At 38.7% G+C, this 18,379-nt stretch carries 17 protein-coding genes and 2 pseudogenes; all 19 read left to right on the top strand.

What is annotated here, in order from left to right; all coding sequences use genetic code 11:
• Positions 1-227 precede the first annotated feature (227 nt).
• Positions 228-284, top strand: a pseudogene (locus HT722_RS10410) (hypothetical protein); the annotation flags it as partial.
• Positions 285-527: 243 nt separating this feature from the next.
• A pseudogene (locus HT722_RS02120) lies at positions 528-731 on the top strand (hypothetical protein); the annotation flags it as partial.
• A gap of 27 nt (positions 732-758) precedes the next feature.
• Positions 759-1,175 (top strand): hypothetical protein, encoded by a 417-nt coding sequence (locus tag HT722_RS02115; RefSeq protein ID WP_173277289.1) that lies wholly within the window; start codon positions 759-761, stop codon positions 1,173-1,175.
• 229 nt (positions 1,176-1,404) lie between these two features.
• The gene (gene ccdA2, locus HT722_RS02110; RefSeq protein ID WP_173277285.1) at positions 1,405-2,112 is read left to right on the top strand and encodes a thiol-disulfide oxidoreductase-associated membrane protein CcdA2; all 708 of its coding nucleotides are present in this window, start codon (positions 1,405-1,407) and stop codon (positions 2,110-2,112) included.
• 11 nt (positions 2,113-2,123) lie between these two features.
• On the top strand, positions 2,124-2,681 hold the full coding sequence (sdbB, locus tag HT722_RS02105; protein WP_173277283.1) for a thiol-disulfide oxidoreductase-associated lipoprotein SdbB: 558 nt from the start codon (positions 2,124-2,126) through the stop codon (positions 2,679-2,681).
• A gap of 96 nt (positions 2,682-2,777) precedes the next feature.
• The gene (gene rlmD, locus HT722_RS02100; RefSeq protein WP_173277281.1) at positions 2,778-4,136 is read left to right on the top strand and encodes a 23S rRNA (uracil(1939)-C(5))-methyltransferase RlmD; all 1,359 of its coding nucleotides are present in this window, start codon (positions 2,778-2,780) and stop codon (positions 4,134-4,136) included.
• Between the two features lie 222 nt (positions 4,137-4,358).
• A complete protein-coding gene (locus HT722_RS02095) occupies positions 4,359-4,904 on the top strand; it encodes a hypothetical protein (protein WP_173277279.1) in 546 nt (181 codons plus the stop codon).
• A 54-nt stretch (positions 4,905-4,958) separates the two neighbouring features.
• Positions 4,959-5,813 (top strand): ADP-ribosylglycohydrolase family protein, encoded by an 855-nt coding sequence (locus HT722_RS02090; RefSeq protein ID WP_173277277.1) that lies wholly within the window; start codon positions 4,959-4,961, stop codon positions 5,811-5,813.
• A gap of 111 nt (positions 5,814-5,924) precedes the next feature.
• Positions 5,925-6,809, top strand: a complete 885-nt coding sequence (locus HT722_RS02085) for a diacylglycerol kinase family protein (protein ID WP_173277275.1) — start codon at positions 5,925-5,927, stop codon at positions 6,807-6,809.
• 162 nt (positions 6,810-6,971) lie between these two features.
• On the top strand, positions 6,972-8,711 hold the full coding sequence (locus tag HT722_RS02080) for a glycoside hydrolase family 13 protein (protein ID WP_173277273.1): 1,740 nt from the start codon (positions 6,972-6,974) through the stop codon (positions 8,709-8,711).
• Positions 8,712-8,796: 85 nt separating this feature from the next.
• Positions 8,797-9,669 (top strand): DUF4300 family protein, encoded by an 873-nt coding sequence (locus tag HT722_RS02075; protein ID WP_173276765.1) that lies wholly within the window; start codon positions 8,797-8,799, stop codon positions 9,667-9,669.
• A 304-nt stretch (positions 9,670-9,973) separates the two neighbouring features.
• A complete protein-coding gene (locus tag HT722_RS02070; protein WP_000420556.1) occupies positions 9,974-10,285 on the top strand; it encodes a hypothetical protein in 312 nt (103 codons plus the stop codon).
• 3 nt (positions 10,286-10,288) lie between these two features.
• Entirely contained in the window at positions 10,289-11,017 is a 729-nt protein-coding gene (locus HT722_RS02065; RefSeq protein ID WP_173277271.1) for an alpha/beta hydrolase, read from the top strand.
• A gap of 478 nt (positions 11,018-11,495) precedes the next feature.
• Complete coding sequence (ylqF, locus tag HT722_RS02060) at positions 11,496-12,347, top strand: ribosome biogenesis GTPase YlqF (RefSeq protein WP_173277269.1); 852 nt, start codon at positions 11,496-11,498, stop codon at positions 12,345-12,347.
• The gene (locus HT722_RS02055) at positions 12,334-13,113 is read left to right on the top strand and encodes a ribonuclease HII (RefSeq protein ID WP_173274523.1); all 780 of its coding nucleotides are present in this window, start codon (positions 12,334-12,336) and stop codon (positions 13,111-13,113) included. Before ylqF ends, HT722_RS02055 begins: the two co-directional genes overlap by 14 nt.
• Before the next feature lie 15 nt (positions 13,114-13,128).
• The gene (locus HT722_RS02050; protein WP_173277267.1) at positions 13,129-14,679 is read left to right on the top strand and encodes a ClC family H(+)/Cl(-) exchange transporter; all 1,551 of its coding nucleotides are present in this window, start codon (positions 13,129-13,131) and stop codon (positions 14,677-14,679) included.
• 168 nt (positions 14,680-14,847) lie between these two features.
• Positions 14,848-16,239 (top strand): peptidoglycan-N-acetylglucosamine deacetylase PgdA, encoded by a 1,392-nt coding sequence (gene pgdA, locus HT722_RS02045; protein ID WP_173277265.1) that lies wholly within the window; start codon positions 14,848-14,850, stop codon positions 16,237-16,239.
• Between the two features lie 252 nt (positions 16,240-16,491).
• Positions 16,492-17,334, top strand: a complete 843-nt coding sequence (locus HT722_RS02040; protein WP_173277262.1) for an aldo/keto reductase — start codon at positions 16,492-16,494, stop codon at positions 17,332-17,334.
• 272 nt (positions 17,335-17,606) lie between these two features.
• Complete coding sequence (locus tag HT722_RS02035; RefSeq protein WP_173277260.1) at positions 17,607-18,368, top strand: elongation factor Tu; 762 nt, start codon at positions 17,607-17,609, stop codon at positions 18,366-18,368.
• Positions 18,369-18,379 lie beyond the last annotated feature (11 nt).

Raw genomic sequence — 18,379 nt, 5'->3', positions numbered from 1 at the left:
AAACTACGGCTGTCACAAACATCAATAATGCGACAACCAACGCTACTGTAGGCACAGCTAAAACAGAAGGAATTAACTCCATCACTAACGTAGCTGTACCAACAGGCGAAGCTACAGAAAAAGGCAAAGCGATTAAGGCAATTGAAGCTGCTGCATTTGCTAAGAAAACAGAAATTTCGAATCGTTTTGATTTGACAACTGAGGACAAGTCAAGAGCATTGCAACAGGTGGATCAAGAAACTAAGGATGCTAAGATTGCGGTGGACAAGGGCGTAACAAATAAGGATGTAGAACAGGCAAAAGTGGCAGGAATCGATGCTATCAAGAACATCAATCCACAACCATCTCCACGTCCGCTTCCTACGCCTCAACCTCAACCTTCTACCCCTACTAAGCCAAATCAAGGAGCTACTGAGACTCCAACAGCTCCATCTGATCCAGCTCCACAACCGTCTCAACCAACAGCTCCGAGTCAACCTGCAAGTCCTGCTCCAGCTCCAAGTTCAGCTCCGACTCAAGCTCCTAGAGTGGCAGCAAGCGCTTCGGCTAGCTCAACGAGCACGCAAGCTCCAGCTCAAGAGCAAGTTGACAAGTCTGAACTTCGTGCCTTGAGTCAAGAGTTAGACCAACGCTTGAAAGCTTTGGCAACAGTATCTGATCCGAAAATCGATGCAGCCAAAGCTGTCCTCCTAGATGCTCAAAAAGCTCTGGAAGATAGTGCCTTGACAGAGCAAGATCTACGTACTGCAGTAGAGTCTGTGAAGGCTGCCTTGGACTCTCTCAAAGATGTGAAAGCAAATGCTAGCGACAGCAAGCCTGCACAGGACAAGAAAGATGCCAAACAAGGAACGGAAGATAGTAAGGATTCAGATAAGATGACTGAAACAAACTCAGTTCCAGCAGGAGTGATTGTGGCCAGTCTACTTGCCCTCCTAGGCGTGATTGCCTTCTGGTTGGTGCGTCGTAAGAAAGAATCAGAAATCCAGCAATTAAGCACGGAATTAACAAAAGTTCTTGGACAGCTAGATGCAGAAAAAGCGGATAAAAAAGTCCTTGCCAAAGCCAAAAACCTTCTCCAAGAAACCCTTGATTTCGTGAAAGAGGAAAATGGCTCAGCAGAGACAGAAGCTAAACTAGTAGAGGAGCTTAAAGTAATCCTTGCCAAACTCAAGTAAAACTTGATTTATGAAATGTCAAATCTAAAAGACGTTTCCGTTCACAAAAGCAGCGACGAGTAACCCTTGTCGTTGCTTTTTGCCTATTTTTGGGATAAGATCCGCCTTGACTAGCAAAAGAAAAAATTGGTCCAGTAGTGCCCGATACGATTTTGCGTAGCAGAAAGCATACAAATGAAATTGAATATAGTAAAATAGGATTAGAAATCTTAAGAAAGTTGGTTCTTTATTGGAAACGATAGTATTTTCAATTTCCGTTTTTTTAGCAGGGGTCTTGTCCTTCTTTTCTCCCTGTATTTTTCCTCTTCTGCCAGTCTATGCTGGAATTTTATTGGATGATCAGGAAAGTGCAAAAAGCTTTTCTTTATTTGGGAGAAAGGTTCTCTGGTCAGGTTTGATTCGAACACTTTGCTTTATCGCAGGTATCTCTCTCATTTTCTTTATTCTAGGCTTTGGTGCAGGTTACTTTGGTCATATTCTCTATGCAAATTGGTTTCGATATGTTATGGGAACAATTATTATCATTTTAGGCCTTCACCAGATGGAAATTTTTCATTTTAATAAATTAGAGTTTCAAAAAAGCTTTACTTTTAAGAAATCAGAATCCAATCGTTATTGGTCAGCCTTTTTACTCGGTATTACTTTTAGCTTTGGTTGGACGCCTTGTATTGGTCCAGTGTTGAGTTCTGTTTTAGCGCTTGCGGCTTCTGGAGGCAATGGTGCTTGGCAAGGAGCTATCTATACTCTTATTTACACTCTGGGGATGGCCCTTCCTTTCTTGGTTTTGGCTCTAGCTTCAGGAGTAGTGATGCCTTATTTTAGTAAAATCAAGCGCCATATGATGCTACTGAAGAAAATTGGTGGTTTCCTCATTATTTTAATGGGAATTTTGTTACTACTGGGACAAGTAAATGTTCTAGCTGGAATTTTTGAATAAAGGAGAAAAAGATGAAAAAAATAATGTTTGCTGGTTTAAGCCTCTTGTCATTAGTCGTATTGATGGCTTGTGGTGAGGAAGAAACTAAAAAGACTCAAGCTCCACAACAGCCAAAACAACAAACGACTGTACAACAAATTGCTGTTGGAAAAGAAGCTCCAGACTTCACCTTGCAATCGATGGATGGTAAAGAAGTTAAGTTATCTGATTATAAAGGTAAAAAAGTCTATTTGAAGTTTTGGGCTTCCTGGTGTGGTCCATGTAAGAAAAGTATGCCTGAGTTAATGGAACTAGCTGCGAAACCAGATCGCGATTTCGAAATTCTTAGTGTCATTGCACCAGGAATTCAAGGTGAAAAAACTGTTGAGCAATTCCCACAGTGGTTCCAAGATCAAGGGTATAAGGATATCCCAGTTCTTTATGATACCAAGGCCACAACCTTCCAAGCTTATCAAATTCGAAGTATTCCTACAGAATATCTGATTGATAGTCAAGGAAAGATTGGAAAGATTCAATTTGGTGTTATCAGCAACGCAGATGCAGAAGCAGCTTTTAAAGCAATGAACTAGCATAGATAAAGAGAATCTGATTACAAATTTCATGGTATAATAGATGGTAACCGTAACGTTGCCGTCTTTTTTGTCGGCCAATAGAAAGAGAAGAGAATGTTAAAGAAAAATGATATTGTAGAAGTTGAAATTGTTGATTTGACACATGAAGGCGCAGGAGTTGCCAAGGTGGATGGTTTGGTATTCTTTGTCGAGAATGCTTTACCAAATGAAAAAATCCTCATGCGAGTTCTCAAGGTCAATAAAAAGATTGGCTTTGGGAAAGTTGAAGAATACCTTGTCCAGTCACCATATCGTAATCAAGATCTAGATTTGGCTTACCTGCGTTCAGGAATCGCGGATTTAGGTCATCTTGCCTATCCAGAACAGCTCAAATTTAAAACCAAGCAAGTTAAGGACAGTCTCTACAAGATTGCTGGAATTGCTGATGTAGAAGTTGCTGAAACTTTGGGTATGGAAAATCCAGTCAAGTATCGCAACAAGGCACAGGTCCCTGTTCGTCGAGTGAATGGTGTCTTGGAAACTGGATTTTTCCGTAAGAATTCCCACGACCTCATGCCACTGGAAGATTTCTTTATCCAAGATCCTGTTATTGATGAGGTAGTAGTAGCCCTACGCGACTTGCTCCGTCGTTATGATTTGAAACCTTATGATGAAAAGGAACAATCTGGCTTGATTCGGAACCTTGTGGTGCGTCGTGGTCATTACTCAGGACAAATCATGGTTATTTTGGTAACAACTCGTCCCAAAATTTTTCGTGTGGAGCAATTGATCGAACAACTAATCAAGCAATTCCCAGAGATTGTGTCTGTTATGCAAAATATCAACGACCAGAACACTAATGCGATTTTTGGTAAGGAATGGCGCACCCTTTATGGACAAGACTATATTACCGACCAGGTGCTGGGAAATGACTATCAAATCGCTGGTCCAGCCTTTTACCAAGTTAATACAGAAATGGCGGAAAAACTTTATCAAACAGCCATTGACTTTGCTGAATTAAGAGCAGATGATGTGGTTATCGATGCTTATTCTGGTATTGGAACAATTGGCCTCTCTGTTGCGAAACATGTCAAGGAAGTCTATGGTGTTGAAGTCATTCCAGAAGCAGTTGAGAATAGCAAGAAGAATGCTCAACTGAACAATATTTCAAATGCCAACTATGTCTGTGACACAGCTGAAAATGCCATGAAGAATTGGCTCAAGGAAGGAATTCAACCAACCGTTATCTTGGTTGATCCTCCACGCAAGGGCTTAACCGAAAGCTTTATCAAGGCAAGTAGCCAAACAGGAGCTGATCGCATTGCCTATATTTCTTGTAATGTCGCAACTATGGCACGTGATATCAAACTCTACCAAGAGTTGGGATATGAGTTGAAGAAAGTCCAGCCAGTGGATCTTTTTCCACAAACGCATCACGTCGAGTGTGTAAGTTTGTTAGAGAAACGTAGTTAATCCTCAAAAGGTTCATTGAACCTTTTGAGTCCGCCAATGGGATAGCTGTCGTAGAGTAAGAAGTTTACGACGAAACGATAGGGTAACAGAGAACCGCCGAGTATGTAGCCTTTAAATGATGTTTTAAGAAGGTAGAAAAAAGAATTTACTATATCCTAAGGGGAACTAATCAGTATTATATTCTGAAAAATCAATCTACGGATAATTTAGATGAGGTTATAAATGATTATATTAGAGTTATATCAAAATAATTATTCTAAAGATTTAGTCGCATTTGATTCCATAGAAGATGGAAAAGCCTTTGTAGCTCAAATCCCTGGATATACTTTAGAAACAGAAGATGGTGTTGAAGTGGAGTATTTTAATCCTAAAAACATACCGGATTATATGGAAATTATTTTTAACGGAAATATTGTTCCTTTATCTAAATTTATGTTCGATCCTGAGGAAAATGTAGACATTATTTGGAAAGAGATTTCAAATTTATCCCTCAAAAACGATAGAGTGATCGAAGGATATTCAAAAATCGATGCATATGTCGTTAACAACCATGAAGTTAAAGCCTATGTCGAAATAAGAGAAACGAACTATCGTAAAGCAAAAGACTTCTTAGAAAGCCGTGGATATGAAATCGACAGAAGCTTTTTCGGAAGTGAAGACGGTGAAGCGATTCTTTACAGAAAAAAAGGGGGCGAAGATTGGCACTTCTTATGTCATTTAGACCCAATGTTTGTAGAGATTGAAGATGTAGAAGGATATGTAAAATAAGAGCTGGAAGGATTGATGTAAGGAATTGAAGAATACTATAAAAGGAGGGATCTGATGCTTGGAGCAATTATTGGAGATATTGTCGGTTCTGTTTACGAATGGAACAATATCAAAACGAAGGACTTTCCTTTATTTAGTGAGGATTGTTTTTTCACTGATGATACGGTTATGACCTGTGCTGTTGCAGAAGCGATTATGAATGGGGGACAAAAAGACGACTTCATTGACGCGATGAAGAAATATGCCAGACTGTATCCGAATGCTGATTACGGTGCTCGGTTTAATGCATGGCTAAACAGCGATAACCGTGAGCCTTATAATAGCTTTGGAAATGGATCAGCTATGCGTGTTTCTCCATGTGCTTGGGTCATGGACTGTGGTTTTTATGAGAGAACCGGAATGTGGTCATCATCTAGAGAACTTGCGAGTCTTTCTGCAGAGGTAACCCATAATCATCCAGAAGGTGTCAAAGGTGCAATGGCTACAGCTGAGGCTATCTTTCTGTGTCGTTTTTACTTTGGTGGTCATTGTAGAGAATACGAGCAACCAATTAATGACAATCCAGCAGAGTGTAAAAGACGGATTAAGGATTATATAGAGAAGACATATGGCTACAATCTATCTCAAACTTTAGATGAAATCCGCCCTAACTATCATTTTAACGAAACATGTCAAGAAACTGTCCCTCAAGCCATTATCGCCTTTCTTGAGAGTAGAGACTTCGAAGATGCGATAAGAAATGCCATCTCACTTGGTGGCGACAGTGATACACTCGCAGCAATCACTGGCAGCATAGCAGAGGCAGCTTACGGTATCCCTGATTTGATCAAGGAAAAGGCCTATTCTTACTTGGATGAACCCTTAAAGGATGTAGTTAGGAGATGGGAAAATAGAATAAAAGCGTATTAATCTCCAGTACGTCAGATTTCTCTTTTCTGTATTTTCATTGTATAATAGGGATACATTTAGTTTCATATAATGGAATATAAAGATTTCTAAAGAATATTAAGGAGAAAATCAATGAAAAAAGCAATGGTAATTATTAACCCTACTTCTGGTGGTGAGAAGGCTTTGGATTACAAAGATAAGCTGGAGAATAAAGCAAAAGAATACTTTGAGAACGTGGAAACCAAAATTACCGAAAAAGCGCTGGATGCAACACATTTTGCTGAGGAAGCTTCTAGTGAGCAGTACGATGCAGTGGTTGTTTTTGGTGGAGATGGGACTGTCAATGAAGTCATTTCGGGTATTGCTGAGAGAGACTACATTCCTAAGTTGGGTATTATCCCAGGCGGTACGGGTAATCTCATTACAAAACTGTTGGAAATCAATCAAGACATTGATGGCGCGATTGATGAACTCGATTTTAACTTAACCAATAAGATTGATATCGGTAAAGCGAATGACAATTATTTTGGTTATATCTTTAGTATCGGTTCTCTTCCTGAGGCGATTCACAATGTTGAAATCGAGGACAAGACAAAATTCGGTATTTTAGCCTATGCTGTAAATACCATGAAGTCTGTCATGACGGATCAGGTCTTTAACATTAAGGTTGAGACAGAAAATGGAAATTATGTTGGTGAAGCTAGTCATGTTTTGGTTCTCTTGACAAATTACTTCGCTGACAAAAAAATCTTTGAAGAAAACAAGGACGGCTATGCTAACATTTTGATTCTGAAAGATGCTTCTATATTCTCTAAATTATCCGTCATTCCTGATTTACTAAAAGGAGATGTTGTGGGCAATGATAATATTGAGTATATCAGAGCGCGTAATATTAAGATCTCTTCAGATAGTGAATTGGAGTCAGATGTTGACGGCGATAAATCGGATAACCTGCCTGTAGAAATCAAGGTACTGGGCCAACATATTGAAGTCTTTTCAAAACCGAAAGAGGAATAGTATATAGACAAAGCCTTTTTTAAGGCTTTTTGTATACTTAAAAAGATAGTTCTTTTAAAAATAGACCATTCTTGCAAATAATTTACAAAAATAGTATACTGGATTTATTGGTTTTGAAAACGTTTGCGTAAAATTTGAATTAAAAATTTAGGAGACAACTTGATGGAATTAAGCGCTATTTACCATAGACCTGAGTCGGAGTTTGCCTATCTTTATAAGGATAAGAAGCTTCATATTCGGATTCGAACTAAGAAAGGGGACGTTGAAAGCATCAACTTGCATTATGGTGACCCTTTTATCTTTATGGAGGAATTTTATCAGGATATAAAAGAAATGGTCAAGATAGCTTCTGACGTCTTATTTGATTATTGGCAGGTTGAAGTGTCCGTTGACTTTGCACGTATCCAGTATCTCTTTGAAGTCATGGATACAGAAGGTCAAAGTATTTTGTATGGTGATAAAGCTTGTGTGGAAAATTCTCTAGAAAATCTTCATGCTATTGGGAATGGCTTTAAGTTGCCTTATATTCATGAGATTGATGCCTGTCAGGTTCCCGACTGGGTTTCAGACACGGTATGGTATCAGATATTTCCTGAGAGGTTTGCTAATGGAAATGCTCGATTAAACCCAGAAGGGGCTTTAGACTGGCATTCATCTATCACACCTAAGAGTGATGATTTCTTTGGTGGTGATTTACAGGGGATTATTGACCATCTGGATTACTTGCAAGACTTGGGAATTACTGGACTTTATCTTTGTCCTATCTTTGAATCTACAAGCAATCACAAGTACAATACGACAGATTACTTTGAAATTGACCGTCATTTTGGGGACAAGGAGACCTTTCGGGAACTGGTCGAGCAAGCTCATCAGCGTGACATGAAAATCATGTTGGATGCGGTATTTAACCATATTGGTTCGCAATCGCCTCAATGGCAAGATGTTGTCGAAAACGGTGAGGAGTCTGCTTATAAAGATTGGTTCCATATTCAACAATTTCCAGTGAGGACTGAAAAGCTAGCCAATAAGAGAGATTTACCTTATCATGCTTTTGGTTTCGAGGACTATATGCCTAAGCTAAATACAGCCAATCCAGAGGTCAAGGATTATCTTTTAAAGGTTGCGACTTATTGGATTGAAGAGTTTGATATTGATGCTTGGCGTTTGGATGTGGCTAATGAGATTGACCATCAGTTTTGGAAGGATTTTCGAAAAGCAGTTTTAGCTAAAAAACCTGATCTTTATATTTTAGGAGAAGTCTGGCATAGGTCTCAGCCTTGGCTAAATGGAGATGAGTTCCATGCTGTTATGAATTATCCTTTATCTGATAGCATCAAAGAGTATTTCTTACGAGGAATTAAGAAGACAGACCAGTTTATCGGTGAAATCAATGGCCAATCTATGTATTACAAACAGCAGATTTCAGAGGTCATGTTTAATCTCTTGGATTCACATGATACAGAACGAATTTTGTGGACGGCCAATGAAGATGTTCAACTGGTCAAATCAGCCCTAGCCTTTCTCTTTTTACAAAAAGGAACACCGTGTATCTACTACGGAACCGAGCTTTCCTTGACTGGCGGTCCAGACCCAGATTGTCGTCGTTGTATGCCTTGGGAACGTGTCTCAAGTGACGATGATATGCTGAACTTCATGAAGAAGCTGATTAAGATTCGTAAACATGCGTCAGAAATCATTTCGCATGGTAAGTATAGTCTCCAAGAAATCAAACCTGATTTAGTGACGTTGAAATGGGAATACGAAGGTCGGGTCTTTAAAGCTATCTTTAACCAATCAAAAGAAGATTATCTTTTAGAGAAGGAAACCGTAGCACTAGAAAGTAATTGCCAAGAATCGGAGAATCAGCTTGTCATCTCTCCAAAAGGGTTTGTGATTTTCTAAAAACTAGTTGATGAAGATGTTGGTCCATTTCATACCTTATATAGTATAATAAGGCTAGTTACTAAACCTGTAAAAGGAGAAAAAGATGAAGAAATCAAGAAAATTAGCCACATTAGGACTCTGTTCAGCCTTGTTTTTAGGCTTGGCTGCTTGTCAACAAGATGCTACAATTTCGAATGGGACGAGTCAAAGGCAAAGTAGTTCAACGAAAGTGCCATGGAAAGCTTCATACACCAACCTAAACAACCAGGTAAGTACAGAAGAGGTCAAATCTCTCTTATCAGCCCATTTGGATCCAAATAGTGTTGATGCATTTTTTAATCTCGTTAATGATTACAATACCATTGTCGGATCAACTGGCTTATCGGGAGATTTTACTTCCTTTACTCACACCGAATACGATGTTGAGAAAATTAGTAACCTTTGGAATCAAAAGAAGGGCGATTTCGTTGGGACCAACTGCCGTATCAATAGTTATTGTCTTTTGAAAAATTCAGTCACCATTCCCAAGCTTGAAAAGAATGACCAATTGCTTTTCCTAGATAATGATGCGATTGATAAGGGAAAGGTCTTTGATTCACAAGATAAGGAAGAGTTTGATATTCTATTTTCGAGAGTTCCAACTGAGGCAACTACAGATGTCAATGTTCACGCTGAAAAGATGGAAACATTCTTCTCCCAGTTTCAATTTAACGACAAAGCTCGAATGCTATCTGTAGTCTTGCACGACAATCTGGATGGTGAGTATCTGTTTGTAGGCCACGTTGGAGTCTTAGTGCCTGCTGATGATGGATTTTTATTTGTAGAGAAATTGACTTTCGAAGAGCCCTATCAAGCTATTAAATTTGCCAGCAAGGAAGATTGTTACAAGTATTTAGGCACCAAGTATGCGGATTATACAGGCGAGGGACTGGCTAAGCCTTTTATCATGGATAATGATAAGTGGGTTAATATCTAGAGGTAATCTAACATGGATATACTATTAGGCATTTTATGTTTATTCTTGATAGGTATATAGGTGAGTACGATAATTAACAATCGAAAACCAGGAAAAAATGAAAGATTTATAGGTTATATTCAAAGATACGATATTGATGGGGAAGGCTATCAATCAGAAGTATGGGAAGTGACTGAGGAGGAAGATTTATAATTAAAGAACAGAATCTTCTTTACAGTATTGCACCTATTTCCAGACAGTCCATTTGTAGTTTTATCCAGATTGGTATATAATTTAACTTAGAGAAAATAGGAGGACTAATCGAATGGAATTAAAAGATTTTACAGAAAAAGAACAGGAAATGATTAAGAAGGGACTTACGACGTCTAAGATTAGTGACAAGGAAACTGCTGAGAAAATTCTTGCGCTTGTCCCACAAGACTTGATTAAGCGAATCCCGTTTTTCGTCAGAAAACATGCTACAACACGCACTATAAAACGCATTTCAATTGAACACCCTGAACTCTACGCTGCAGCTCAAACAAGTGGTGAAATCCCAGAAAAAGAACGTGAAGAATTACGTCAGATTATCACGACTATCTTTGAACAAAAGATGAATAAACATAGCATTAAGTAGGGAATGAAAAAATATTTTATTGGCGGTTTGGGAAGCAATGTCTATCATAGCAAGGATTTTCTTCAAGAACTAGATTCGCAGGTCTATTTTCTAAATCCATATGAAAAGCATCTCCGAGATGAAACAGAATTGAAATCATGGTTTAAAAATGAGATTGTAGAGGAAGAATCTATCTGTCTGATAGGCCATTCTCTTGGAGGAGATTTGGCTCGTTATCTCGCATCGGAATTTCAAGAAGTGACAAAACTAATTCTTTTGGATGGTGGCTATCTAGATTTAGATAAGATTTTACCTTTAAATACAGAGTTAGAGGAAACTAAAAATTATATTGAATCTCAAGTCGTCTCGGACTTAAATCTTCTTATTTCTAAAGAAAAATCTGAAGCAAAGCATTGGTCAGAAAATATGGAGAAAGCCGTAAGGCAGTCCTATCACTGGAATGTTGAGTATAATAGATATGAGTTGGCTATAAATTATGAAAATATAGAAGCGATCCTCCGCCTACGGAGGAAAATACAAGCTTTTAAGAGAGAAGTGGGAGATACCTTGTTTATTAGTCCTCGCTATCTTAATGAAACTACATGGAGAGAGGACGCCCTAAAAGAATTGCCATACTATTTTGATACTATTCTTCTAGAGAACTTTGGTCATGAGCTTTATACTCAAGCACCTAAAGAAATCGCTAGTCTAATTAATGAGTGGCTCTCTTATTCTCACTGGGTCATTGAATAAATTGTCATAGTTAATATATAGTTTTTGGAATAAGATATGAACAAATTGATTAGGAATATCAAATTAATTTTAGTTCTTTGTCAACTGTAGTGGGTTGAAGGAAAGCTAAGATCTAGAAAGGACACATTTCGTCCTTTCTTTTTTGATATTTGATTCTTTGATATCGAGTGGTTTTGTGATAAAAAGTAATGATTCCATATGATTTTTTCTATGGAACTTTTTCTACACAAAATAGACTCCATAATATCCATAGGGGATTTACCCACTACAAATATTATAGAGTCGCTTTTTCTATTCAGGGCGCTTAAAGGGCTATCATCGGACAAAAGAAAGAAGTCATGATATAATATAAGGTAGATTTCTATATCATAAAACAAAAAACTATTTGAATATCATTCATTTGAGAACTCTCTATGTTCAAACGATAGTAAAATAAAATAGGGTATCTAAACCCTTGCTACGAAAGGAAAAAAATTCAATGGCTACTATTCAATGGTTTCCTGGTCACATGTCTAAAGCGCGTCGACAAGTGCAGGAGAATTTAAAATTTGTTGATTTTGTGACGATTTTGGTGGATGCACGCTTACCTCTATCTAGTCAAAATCCTATGTTGACCAAAATTGTTGGTGACAAACCAAAACTCTTGATTTTAAACAAGGCAGACTTGGCAGACCCAGCAATGACCAAGGAATGGCGTCAGTATTTTGAATCACAAGGAATCCAGACTTTGGCAATTAATTCCAAAGAACAAGTAACTGTAAAAGTTGTAACAGATGCTGCTAAAAAACTCATGGCCGATAAGCTTGCTCGTCAAAAAGAACGTGGGATCAAGATTGAAACCTTACGTACCATGATTATCGGGATTCCAAATGCTGGTAAATCCACTCTTATGAACCGTTTAGCTGGTAAAAAAATTGCCGTTGTCGGCAATAAACCAGGTGTTACCAAGGGGCAACAATGGCTCAAAACAAATAAAGATCTGGAAATCTTGGATACACCAGGGATTCTATGGCCTAAGTTTGAGGATGAAACTGTTGCACTGAAACTAGCCTTGACTGGAGCTATCAAAGACCAGTTGCTTCCTATGGATGAGGTAACTATTTTTGGTCTTAATTATTTCAAAGAACATTATCCAGAAAAGCTGGCTGAACGCTTCAAACAAATGAAAATTGAAGAAGAAGCGCCTGTTATTATTATGGACATGACCCGTGCCCTCGGTTTCCGTGATGACTATGACCGTTTTTACAGTCTCTTCGTGAAGGAAGTCCGCGACGGCAAACTCGGTAACTATACCTTAGATACATTGGAAGACCTCGATGGCGACGATTAAAGAAGTCAAAGAACTCCTTGCTACGGTCAAGGACTTAGATAACCCTATTTTTTTAGAGCTTGAACAGGATAATCGCTCTGGAGTTCAAAAGGAAATCAGCAAGCGTAAAAAAGCTATTCAGGCAGAATTGGATGAGGATCTTCGTTTGGAATCCATGCTCTCCTACGAAAAAGAACTTTATAAGCAAGGTTTGACCTTAATTGCTGGTGTTGATGAAGTTGGCCGTGGTCCTCTTGCTGGTCCTGTAGTCGTTGCAGCCGTTATTTTACCTAAAAATTGTAAGATTAAAGGTCTCAACGATAGCAAGAAAATTCCTAAAAAGAAACATCTGGAAATTTTCCAAGCCGTTCAAAACCAAGCCTTGTCAATCGGCATTGGTATCATGGATAATCAGGTCATCGACCAAGTCAATATCTATGAAGCAACCAAACTGGCCATGCAGGAAGCAATCTCCCAGCTCAGTCCTCAACCTGAACACCTCCTGATAGATGCCATGAAACTGGAGTTGCCCATTTCACAAACTGCCATCATCAAAGGTGATGCTAATTCCCTCTCGATCGCAGCAGCTTCCATAGTAGCCAAGGTGACACGTGATGAATTGATGAAGGACTACGATCAGCAGTTTCCCGGCTATGATTTCGCTACTAATGCAGGATATGGAACAGCTAAACACCTAGAAGGACTTGACAAACTAGGAGTTACCCCAATTCACCGAACCAGCTTTGAACCCGTTAAATCACTGGTTTTAGGTAAAAAAGAAAGTTAATTGAAAGGAAATACCATGGAGGAACAGTCTGAAATAGTCCGTTCTAAGAAAGAATTCGCCTTTGCATCCAGCACTATACTATCCCAAGTTGGTCGAGGAATCATTGTCGGCCTCACCGTTGGAATTATCGTCGGATCCTTTCGTTTCTTAATTGAAAAAGGCTTCCACCTGATACAAGGACTTTATCAAGATCAAGGACACCTATTTATTAATTTATTTATTATCGCCCTGTTTTATCTAATCATCTGCTGGCTCAGTGCCAAACTGACACGCTCTGAAAAAGATATTAAAGGCTCAGGAATTCCTCAAGTCGAAGCCGAACTGAAAGGCCTCATGACCCTTAACTGGTGGGGCGTTCTCTGGAAAAAATATATTCTAGGAATTCTAGCTATTGCCAGCGGACTCATGCTGGGGCGTGAAGGGCCAAGTATCCAACTGGGAGCAGTTGGTGGTAAAGGAATTGCCAAGTGGCTCAAATCCAGTCCAGTAGAGGAACGTTCCTTAATTGCCAGTGGAGCTGCAGCAGGTTTAGCCGCTGCCTTTAATGCTCCGATTGCAGGACTTCTCTTTGTGGTAGAAGAAGTTTATCACCATTTTTCACGCTTTTTCTGGGTATCTACTCTCGCAGCTAGTCTCGTAGCAAACTTTGTTTCTCTGCTCATATTTGGCCTAACACCCGTACTGGATATGCCTGATAATATCCCTCTCATGACCCTAGATCAGTATTGGATATATCTCGTCATGGGAATTTTCCTTGGATTTTCAGGTTTTCTCTATGAGAAAGCTGTATTAAACGTCGGAAGAGTTTACGACTTGATTGGTCAAAAAATCCATTTGGATAGAGCTTATTATCCAATTCTGGCCTTCATTCTCATCATACCAGTCGGAATCTTCTTACCCCAAATCCTTGGTGGTGGAAATCAGCTGGTTCTTTCCTTAACTGAGCAAGATTTTAGTTTTCAAGTTCTATTAGCTTACTTTTTGATCCGTTTTATCTGGAGCATGATTAGTTATGGAAGTGGTCTTCCAGGAGGGATTTTCCTACCTATTTTGGCTCTCGGTTCCTTGCTTGGTGCCCTAGTTGGTGTTATCTGTGTCAATCTTGGACTTGTCAGTCAAGAGCAATTCCCTATATTTGTCATTCTAGGAATGAGTGGCTATTTTGGAGCCATATCAAAAGCTCCCTTAACTGCTATGATACTCGTGACTGAGATGGTAGGAGATATTCGCAACCTCATGCCACTTGGTTTAGTAACCTTGGTCTCCTACATCATTATGGACCTACTCAAAGGTGCACCAGTCTATGAAGCCATGCTGGAAAAAATGCTTCCAGAAGAAGTATCCAGCGAAGGAGAAGTTACACTTATCGAAATACCAGTTTCTGATAAAATTGCTGGGAAACAAGTTCATGAACTCAACTTACCACACAACGTCCTCATCACTACCCAAGTGCATAATGGAAAGAGCCAAACAGTTAACGGCTCAACCAGAATGTATCTGGGTGATATGATTCATCTAGTTATTCCAAAAAGTGAAATTGGGAAAGTCAAAGATTTGTTGTTATAAACTCTGTTTACATAATTTTTATTATGCAATAATAATATTTCTTAATTAAACACATTAGAAAGCCGATTCTCAGCAATGAGATCGGTTATTTTTACTGAGGATCTTTTTTAATATACGCTTCGCTCCAAAATCATTGAAATTATTGCTCAAATTTGTTATGATATAAATATGAATAAAAGTAGACTGGGACGTGGCAGACACGGGAAAAAGAGACATGTATTATTGGCTTTGATTGGTATTTTAGCAATTTCTATTTGCTTATTAGGTGGATTTATTGCTTTTAAAATGTATCAGCAAAAAAGCTTTGAGCAAAAGATTGAATCGCTCAAAAAAGAGAAAGACGATCAATTGAGTGAGGGAAATCAGAAGGAGCATTTTCGTAAGGGACAAACCGAAGTGATTACCTATTATCCTCTCCAAGGGGAGCAAGTGATTTCGTCTGTTAAGGAGCTGATAAATCAAGATATTAAGGACAAGCTAGAAAGTAAGGACAATCTTGTTTTCTACTATACAGAGCAAGAAGAGTCAGGTTTAAAGGGAGTCGTCAATCGTAATGCGACGAAACAAATCTATGATTTAGTTGATTTTAAGGTTGAAGAGACTGAAAAGACCAGCCTAGGAAAGGTTCACTTAACAGAAGATGGGCAACCTTTTACACTTGACCAACTGTTTTCAGATGCTAGTAAGGCCAAGGAACAGCTGATAAAAGAATTGACTTCCTTCTTACAGGATAAGAAATTGGAGCAAGATCAGAGTGAGCAGATTGTAAAAAGATTCTCTGACCAAGACTTGTCTGCATGGAATTTTGATTACAAGGATAGTCAGATTATCCTTTATCCAAGTCCTGTGGTTGAAAATTTAGAAGAGATAGCCTTGCCAGCATCTGCTTTCTTTGATGTTATCCAATCTTCGTACTTACTCGAAAAAGATGCATCCTTGTACCAGTCTTACTTTGATAAGAAACATCAAAAAGTTGTCGCTCTAACCTTTGATGATGGTCCAAATCCAGCAACGACCCCGCAGGCATTAGAGACCCTAGCTAAATATGGTGTTAAAGCCACTTTCTTTGTGCTTGGGAAAAATGTTTCTGGGAATGAGGACTTGGTGAAGAGGATAAAAGCTGAAGGTCATGTTGTTGGAAACCATAGTTGGAGTCATCCGATTCTCTCGCAACTTTCTCTTGATGAGGCTAAAAAGCAGATTACTGATACTGAGGATGTGCTAACTAAAGTGCTGGGTTCTAGTTCCAAACTCATGCGCCCGCCTTATGGAGCTATTACAGATGATATTCGCAATAGCTTGGATTTGAGCTTTATCATGTGGGATGTGGATAGTCTGGACTGGAAGAGTAAAAATGAAGCAGCTATTTTGACGGAAATTCAGCATCAAGTAGCTAACGGCTCTATCGTTTTGATGCATGATATTCACAGTCCGACAGTCAATGCCTTGCCAAGGGTCATTGAGTATTTGAAAAATCAGGGTTATACCTTTGTGACCATACCAGAGATGCTCAATACTCGCCTAAAACCTCATGAACTGTATTATAGTCGTGATGAATAAGCAAGAAAAAATAGGTCTGTCAGATATGTGATAGACTTATTTTTTACAGAAGATAGTACTAATTAGCAAAAAAATTATGCTATAAATGATGAATAATACTCAATGAAAATCAAAGAGCAAACTAGGAAACTATCCACAACCTCAAAACAGTGTTTTGAGGTTGTGGATAGAACTGACGAAGTCAGTAACAATACCTACGGCAAGGCGACGTTGACGTGGTTTGAAGAGAGTATAAAATAGAAGGAGAAGCATATGAATACCTATCAATTAAATAATGGAGTAGAAATTCCAGTTCTAGGATTTGGAACTTTTAAGGCTAAGGATGGGGAAGAAGCCTATCGTGCAGTGTTAGAAGCCTTGAAGGCAGGTTATCGCCATATTGATACGGCAGCGATTTATCAGAATGAAGAAAGTGTTGGTCAAGCAATCAAAGATAGCGGAGTTCCACGAGAGGAATTGTTCGTAACTACCAAGCTGTGGAATAGCCAACAAACCTATGAGCAAGCTCGTCAGGCTTTTGAAGAGTCTTTAGAGAAGCTGGGTTTGGATTATTTGGATTTGTATTTGATTCATTGGCCGAACCCAAAACCGCTTAGAGAAAATGACGCATGGAAAACTCGCAATGCGGAAGTTTGGAGAGCGATGGAAGACCTCTATCAAGAAGGGAAAATTCGTGCTATTGGAGTTAGTAATTTCCTTCCCCATCATTTGGATGCCTTGCTTGAAACAGCAACTATCGTTCCAGCAGTCAATCAAGTTCGTTTGGCTCCAGGTGTCTATCAAGAGGAAGTCGTAGCTTACTGTCGAGAAAAAGGAATTTTATTGGAAGCTTGGGGACCTTTTGGTCAGGGAGAACTATTTGATAGTAAGGAAGTCCAAGAAATCGCAACAAATCACGGAAAATCGGTTGCTCAGATAGCCTTGGCCTGGAGCTTGGCAGAAGGATTTCTACCACTTCCAAAATCTGTCACAGCCTCTCGTATTCAGGCTAATCTTGATTGCTTTGGAATTGAATTGAGTCATGAGGAGAGAGAAACTTTAAAAACAATTGCTGTTCAGTCTGGTGCTCCACGAGTTGATGATGTGGATTTTTAGAAAATCATAAAAAGAATTGTACATTATTCTAATTTTTGATATAATAGTCAGCAGGAAAGAAAGTTTTATGGCGTTCTTCAAGCGAGCTTGGGATAGTGGGAGCCAAGTAGGGCAAAATAAAGTGCTGGCGCTTTCTGTACTATTTTCAAAAACAATGAAGTAATAAATTAGGGTGGAACCGCGTTTCTGACGCCCCTAGGTTAAATCAACCTAGGATTGTCGGACGCGGTTCTTTTTCTTATTCAGTCTATTGTGTGAAAGAAAGGAGAGACGTGGAAAACCTTTATCTTGTAAAAGACGATAGTCAACTAGCTGCATTTCGTGATTTTGTAGTAAGAAATACTGAAAAGTTGAAAGATTATCAATCTTTTTTAAAGAATGAACTTGCAGTCTGTGATTTACCGCAAGCCGTTATTTGGTCAAGTTTTAATGCTGCTACACAGATTATTAGGGAAAGCGCTGTTCCAGCCTATACAAATAATCGACGAATGGTTATGACGCCTGATTTAGCTGTTTGGAAAGAGTTGTATTTGTATCAGTTGATGGACTACGAGTGTTCTCAGCAAACTCAAGCAATAGAAAATCACTATCATTCTTTATCTGAAAATTTCCTCTTACAGATTGTAGGACATGAGTTAGCTCATTGGTCGGAGCATTTTTTAGATGATTTTGATGGTTACGACTCTTATATCTGGTTCGAAGAGGGGATGGTTGAATATATTAGTCGCAAGTATTTCTTGACAGAAGAGGAATTTCAAGCGGAAAAAATTTGTAATCAGTCTCTTGTAGAACTTTTTCAGAAGAAATATGGTTGGCATTCATTGAATGATTTTGGTTCTTCGACTTATGATAAGAATTATGCAAGTATTTTTTACGAATACTGGCGCAGTTTTTTGACAGTAGATAAGTTGGTAGAAAATCTAGGTAGTGTACAAGAGGTCTTCGATTCTTATCATTTATGGGCAAATACAGATAAAACTCTTCCCTTGTTAAATTGGTTTGTTCAGCAGAAGTTAATTGAAAAAGAAATATAAAAACTAAAGGA

Origin of the sequence: Streptococcus sp. 53 (assembly GCF_013276565.1) — a bacterium.
In the GTDB taxonomy this organism is placed as follows: domain Bacteria; phylum Bacillota; class Bacilli; order Lactobacillales; family Streptococcaceae; genus Streptococcus.
The sequence above is the reverse complement of the archived record's forward strand: the minus strand, read 5'-3'. Positions and strand labels throughout refer to the sequence as shown.

Excerpts from the sequence above, each read along its gene's own strand:
- HT722_RS02075 (WP_173276765.1), top strand. The coding sequence starts at position 8,797 with ATGAAGAAATCAAGAAAATTAGCCACATTAGGACTCTGTTCAGCCTTG.
- ylqF (WP_173277269.1), top strand. The coding sequence starts at position 11,496 with ATGGCTACTATTCAATGGTTTCCTGGTCACATGTCTAAAGCGCGTCGA.
- HT722_RS02085 (WP_173277275.1), top strand. The coding sequence starts at position 5,925 with ATGAAAAAAGCAATGGTAATTATTAACCCTACTTCTGGTGGTGAGAAG.
- HT722_RS02055 (WP_173274523.1), top strand. The coding sequence starts at position 12,334 with ATGGCGACGATTAAAGAAGTCAAAGAACTCCTTGCTACGGTCAAGGAC.
- HT722_RS02095 (WP_173277279.1), top strand. The coding sequence starts at position 4,359 with ATGATTATATTAGAGTTATATCAAAATAATTATTCTAAAGATTTAGTC.
- rlmD (WP_173277281.1), top strand. The coding sequence starts at position 2,778 with ATGTTAAAGAAAAATGATATTGTAGAAGTTGAAATTGTTGATTTGACA.
- HT722_RS02070 (WP_000420556.1), top strand. The coding sequence starts at position 9,974 with ATGGAATTAAAAGATTTTACAGAAAAAGAACAGGAAATGATTAAGAAG.
- HT722_RS02090 (WP_173277277.1), top strand. The coding sequence starts at position 4,959 with ATGCTTGGAGCAATTATTGGAGATATTGTCGGTTCTGTTTACGAATGG.
- HT722_RS02040 (WP_173277262.1), top strand. The coding sequence starts at position 16,492 with ATGAATACCTATCAATTAAATAATGGAGTAGAAATTCCAGTTCTAGGA.
- HT722_RS02065 (WP_173277271.1), top strand. The coding sequence starts at position 10,289 with ATGAAAAAATATTTTATTGGCGGTTTGGGAAGCAATGTCTATCATAGC.
- HT722_RS02050 (WP_173277267.1), top strand. The coding sequence starts at position 13,129 with ATGGAGGAACAGTCTGAAATAGTCCGTTCTAAGAAAGAATTCGCCTTT.
- sdbB (WP_173277283.1), top strand. The coding sequence starts at position 2,124 with ATGAAAAAAATAATGTTTGCTGGTTTAAGCCTCTTGTCATTAGTCGTA.
- pgdA (WP_173277265.1), top strand. The coding sequence starts at position 14,848 with ATGAATAAAAGTAGACTGGGACGTGGCAGACACGGGAAAAAGAGACAT.
- HT722_RS02080 (WP_173277273.1), top strand. The coding sequence starts at position 6,972 with ATGGAATTAAGCGCTATTTACCATAGACCTGAGTCGGAGTTTGCCTAT.